At 43.7% G+C, this 5,368-nt stretch carries 5 protein-coding genes; all 5 read left to right on the top strand.

The window, feature by feature from the left end; genetic code table 11:
- A partial coding sequence (locus AC5V8P_RS23015; protein ID WP_495473900.1) for an HAD-IA family hydrolase occupies positions 1-211 on the top strand: 211 nt, incomplete at its 5' end.
- A 167-nt stretch (positions 212-378) separates the two neighbouring features.
- The gene (locus AC5V8P_RS23010) at positions 379-1,854 is read left to right on the top strand and encodes a spore germination protein (RefSeq protein WP_231116740.1); all 1,476 of its coding nucleotides are present in this window, start codon (positions 379-381) and stop codon (positions 1,852-1,854) included.
- Positions 1,855-1,858: 4 nt separating this feature from the next.
- The gene (locus AC5V8P_RS23005; RefSeq protein WP_064795611.1) at positions 1,859-3,013 is read left to right on the top strand and encodes a Ger(x)C family spore germination protein; all 1,155 of its coding nucleotides are present in this window, start codon (positions 1,859-1,861) and stop codon (positions 3,011-3,013) included.
- On the top strand, positions 3,013-4,131 hold the full coding sequence (locus AC5V8P_RS23000) for a GerAB/ArcD/ProY family transporter (protein ID WP_064795610.1): 1,119 nt from the start codon (positions 3,013-3,015) through the stop codon (positions 4,129-4,131). Before AC5V8P_RS23005 ends, AC5V8P_RS23000 begins: the two co-directional genes overlap by 1 nt.
- A 187-nt stretch (positions 4,132-4,318) precedes the next feature.
- Positions 4,319-5,368 (top strand): SWIM zinc finger family protein (locus AC5V8P_RS22995; protein ID WP_495473899.1); only part of this gene is annotated, 1,050 nt, incomplete at its 3' end.

Raw genomic sequence — 5,368 nt, 5'->3', positions numbered from 1 at the left:
CGCCGGAGCTGCGAATCTGGGCGTTCGACCTGCCGACTGTATCGGCATAGAAGACGCACAGGCCGGCATTCAGGCGATCAAGAGCGCCGGGATGTTCGCGGTCGGTGTAGGCACGCCTTCACAAATGCAAGATGCCGATATCGTAGTAGCCACTACAGCCGAGCTTTCTTTGAGCATGCTGGAGGACCATTTTTACGAGTTCAAAAAATGATCTCATTCTGAATTAAGTTCATATAGTTAGGTATGACTAGAGACGAACACCATGAGGTGTTCGTTTTTGCTTTTGCCAGAAAAAAGGACTAATGAATATTTATCACTATTTTACACATATTACATGCATATCATGCATTAGGCTTTTTGAAGGGGGAAGCGTCATTGGTGAGATCACTCGAGGCAAAATTAGACTATCTTGAAAAGACTCTGGGTCATCTTCCTGATGTCGTCTTCAAAAAAATGAATGTGGGCCAAACGGGAATCCATGTCATTATGATCTATCTCTCCGGTATTGCGGATATAAGTCTGATTAACGAACAAATCGTCAAGCCGCTCATTTTAACTGGAATCCGTGAAATTCACTCCATAGTTAATCCTGACAAAATAAAGGAGGAGTTGATACAGCAGACAGCATTTACGATCGATATGAAAGAAGGAACAGACCTTGAGACGTGTGTAAGCGAAGTGTTATCGGGCAATACTTGTCTGCTGATCGAAGGAACGGATGATGTTTTCTTTGCTTCTACAGGCAAATTCCCTTCGCGAAGTGTTGATGAACCCAGTACCGAGACTTTGGTAAGAGGGCCAAGACAGGGCTTTATTGAGGATTTGGAAAGCAACCTGGCCATGATCAGACGACACATCAAAGATCTCAGTTTTAAAATTGACAAAATAACTATTGGAAGAAGATCTTCTCGGGCATTAGCAATCCTGTACATATCAGATATCGCAAATCCGGAGCTAGTGCAAGAAGTTAAACGAAGAGTTGAAACGATTGATGTGGACGATGTTTCCGATACCGGGGTTATTGAGCAATGGATTGAGGAAAGTTCCTGGTCTCCGTTCCCACAGATTCAAGCCTCTGAACGCTCGGATAAAGCTATAACGGCTTTAATGGCAGGGAGAGTTGTCATTATGCTAGATGGCACCCCCTTTGTCTTAATTGCTCCCATGACCTTCTGGATGTTGGCTCAATCCCCAGAGGATTATTATGAGCGGTTTCCATTAGGGACATTTTTCCGCATGCTGCGTTTAACGGCTTTGTTCATTGCAACCTTCCTACCTTCGTTGTACGTTGCACTCATTTCTTTCCATCCTGGGTTGATCCCGCCTGAGCTGGTCATATCTATTGTTGCGTCAAGGGAGGGGATTCCCTTTCCCGTTTTTGTAGAAGCTTTAATTATGGAGGCATCATTGGAAATATTACGTGAGGCAAGTCTACGTCTACCCAAAGGAATAGGGCAGGTCATTGGGATTGTAGGCGGCCTGGTTATTGGACAAGCAGCTGTTGAGGCGGCGGTCGTAAGTCCTATCCTGATCATTATCGTTGGTCTTACGGCCATCGCGTCCTTTGCGAGCCCACAGTATAGCGGCAGTATCGGAATCCGGCTTCTTCGTTTCCCCATTATGATGATGGCAGGGGTTTACGGACTATATGGAGTCATTTTAGCCTTTATTTGTTTAGGCGTACACATGGTTCAGATCAAAAGCTTTGGCGTTCCTTACATGTCACCGCTAGCCCCAGTTCGACTAAGAGATCAACAAGACACCTTGATTCGGGTTCCTTTTAAATACCTTAGAAAACGTCCTATCATGCTAAAAACACAGGACGAAACACACTCTAACAGGAAAAGGAAGTAAGCCTATGATCTCATACCTCTTTCTGCTTCGTCGAACTTTATGGTTACAAAAATGCTGTGCCGCATGGATCGCATGTGCTCTTCTCGCCGGTTGCTGGGATAGTAAAGAGATCGATACCTTGAGTATTATCCAGGGTGTCGCCATTGATACGGATCAGCAGGATATGCTGGAACTTACCTACCAGCACTTAATAGCGCAGAAATCCAGAAGAAATATGTACAGCAACGTAACCACTTTAGACAAGGATTCCATTCAGTCTGCTTCCAGGGAACAGGCCAAGCAGGTATCCCGTGCTCCTTTATATAGTTTTATTCGCTTGATTTTAATTAGTGACGAAGCTATACAAAAAAGAAGAATCGACCAATTGTTGGATACGTTTACTCGATCCTATAAACCAAGTCGAAAATCACTTGTTATGATCATAAAAGGCAATGCAAAAGAAGCGCTCAATAAGATCGGCAAGCATCAAGAGATCCCTTCTATTGACCTCGAGGCATTGGCTAAAAATAGCGATTTAAACTCAAAAATACCTTCTAGAATAACATTGGGGGAAATTTCTACACATATCTCACAAGGAGCTGACTTCCTCGTCCAATACATAGAAACCGATGGAGGCAACCACTCCTCAGGAGCAGCTCTGATCAGCGGTAAAACGAAGAAATTTGCTTATAAGCTAGACGAAGAGGATGTCAGTGGAATTAACTGGCTGCTTGGAAAAACAAAAGATTCCATTATTAAAACAGAGATGTCCAAGTCAAATCAGTCGATGGTGTTTGACGTTGAGGATGTCCACACAAAACTTATTCCCCACATGAACGGGCAGGATCTCTCATTCACAGTTCGTATTAAAGCAGATACCAAACTTAATGAAAGCACGGTTAATTCTGTAGACTTCCTGAAGGAATCATTCATCCAAACTGCCAAAGAAGCGGTGCAGGATCAAATCAAACAGACCGTATCCCAATCACTAAATACACTTCAAAAAAACATGAGAGCAGACGTAGTCGGTTTTGGCACAAAGGTAAAAGTAAATTATCCCGCTTACTGGGATCGGGTAAAGGAAAATTGGCAAGATACATTCAGTGAAATACCGATCCATGTTAAGGCTAAGGTACAGATCAAGCGAACTGGCGCTTATACAAAAGGAGAGGGTGAATAATGTCTAACATACCTTCCATGAAACAGGAAAAAATATCTACCCTGCAAGCCTTATTTACCGTCACTTCGACCGTGTATGCTGTGGGTATTGTCAGTTTACCAAGAACCATTGCGGAGAAGACGAAAACGCCCGACGTGTGGCAGGGACTTTTGCTGGCAACTCTGCTTGGGATCGTCGTCATTTTTATCCATGTTAAATTGTGTCGACGATTTCCAGGGAAGACGTTCTATGAGTTCAATCCTGTGATTACAGGTAAATTCATCGGCTTTCTGATCAATATCGCATTTATTGTATTCTGCATGATGATCTGCTCTCTTGTGTGTAGAATGATGGCAGAATTTCTCAAAGGTCTTGCACTGGAGAGAACGCCAATAAGCATGATTCTCTTGCCGTTTCTTCTGCTTATTGGGTATTTGACCTGGGGCGGTCTCCATGCCATGGTTCGATTGATCGAGCTTTTTTTCCCTTTAACCTTTATTGTTTTTTTATTGTTGATCGTTTTTAATATCAACCATTTTAATCTTGATAATTTGCGTCCGGTTTTCCATAAAGGATGGCGTCCGATCTTTGAATCACTTAAAGTTATCCCTTTCTCTACCATGGGTTTTGAATCCATCCTTATCTTAACTAATGTAATGGCCAATCCACAAAAAGCATGGAAGGCTGGTTGGATCGGCTACTCGATTGCAATGGGGTTGTATATTTTAATGGTCACAATGGTCGTTGGCTGTATGTCAGTCGAGGAAGTCTCCCGACTGCAGTGGCCAGTCGTTTCTTTTGCACAGCAAATTGAATTCCCCGGCGCGTTCCTGGAACGATTTGAAATATTATTTATCATCTTGTGGACGATCAAAATTTTCATGACTGCCTCAAATTATTATTTCTATATTGTTACCGGGATCAGCCAGCTCACCCAGAAATGGAACAAGTATATCTGTTATCTCCCGTTAATTATATTATTTTGCCTGAGCATATACCCACAAAATTTTATTGAAATAGGCAACTTCGATAAAATAATCGGTTATTTTGGAATTGTTATAAATGCGGTAGTACCCTTGGTGCTTCTCGTCATCTCTATGGTTTTCCATCGAACAGAAAAAACGGATGGGAAACAGTAAAAGATATCTCCTCGTTCTTCCCAATGACTCTCCCCTTATGCTATAGCGTAAGGGGCTTTACTTTTTAATCAGCGGTTATCCTTCGAAATTTTCCAACTGCCTCCTCCACTCAATTACATTCGCGAACTGATATAATGGAAGAGTTAAGCTATTTCCAGATCAACTATTCTCTCTTAGGAGACTAATTATGAAACCAACCTATCTTATGGATGATATACAGTGGCAGCGGCTTATTCAAAATGTGGCTGACCATTTTAATGATGTGACGATCAAACGAGGTTTCCAGTATTTCAAGCAGGGAAAGGTAAAAGAATTTGCAATGCCTGATGCCGACCATATCGCGGCTGTCGTGGACGGGAATGAGCTTTATGAGGTAGATCTCCACTTGGCCGCTTTTGCTGCCAGCCGATGTACATGCCCTGTTCATACCAACTGCAAGCATATGATCGCCGTATTGCTGAATTACGCGAATGAACAGGAACGTTCCGTACATGCATTAGTGAATGCTCATTCGGCGGGATTCACACGGTTGACTGCAAAAGCAGACACCCGTACCCCACCTGCTTCCCGGTCGAACCTTTCGCTGGAACACAACGAAGCAGCAAGGTATTCTCTCAGTAAAACAGCCAGCAACATACCGGACATACCCGTTTCCGAATGGCACGATCTGTTCGATCAATGTATTGCCTTGAATCATGTACACACCCAAAATTCTCAATATGTTCAAAGCGCTCTAGCTTCGATCTATGCGGTGAAGCCGCCGCTCTCACCTGGCATGCAGCAGCTATATGGACTGCATGCTCATCTGCGTGTACTGGAAAAGCTGCTGCCTCAGGCCCCCATGACAGGTTACCCTACTCATACCTATATGGGCTACTACACCCAAATCGCCGCAGATGAGCTTAAGGAGGCAATCGAGCGTGATTTTGAGCGTCCCTTGGAACTGAATGATGAACCGATGCACGAAGCCCGTATGGCAGAAACCTTAGCTTATTTGCGCCGAAAAATGCTGACAGAGTCGCGGAACGGTACTTATTTTGCGGACGCATATTTTCAGTTTTGGCTGTACTGGGTGCATCCTGTAAGGCAGGATTCCAGCATATATACAGAGGAATTACAGCATTTACATGCAGCTGAGGAAGACCTTGGTGCAACGCTGGCACGGCTTCCATGGATGCTGGCTCAGAGCTGGATGTATGTATACCAAGCGCAGGATCCTAAAGCCTGGGAATTGCTA

The sequence above is a fragment of the Paenibacillus sp. N119s genome (assembly GCF_059447605.1).
The sequence above is the reverse complement of the archived record's forward strand: the minus strand, read 5'-3'. Positions and strand labels throughout refer to the sequence as shown.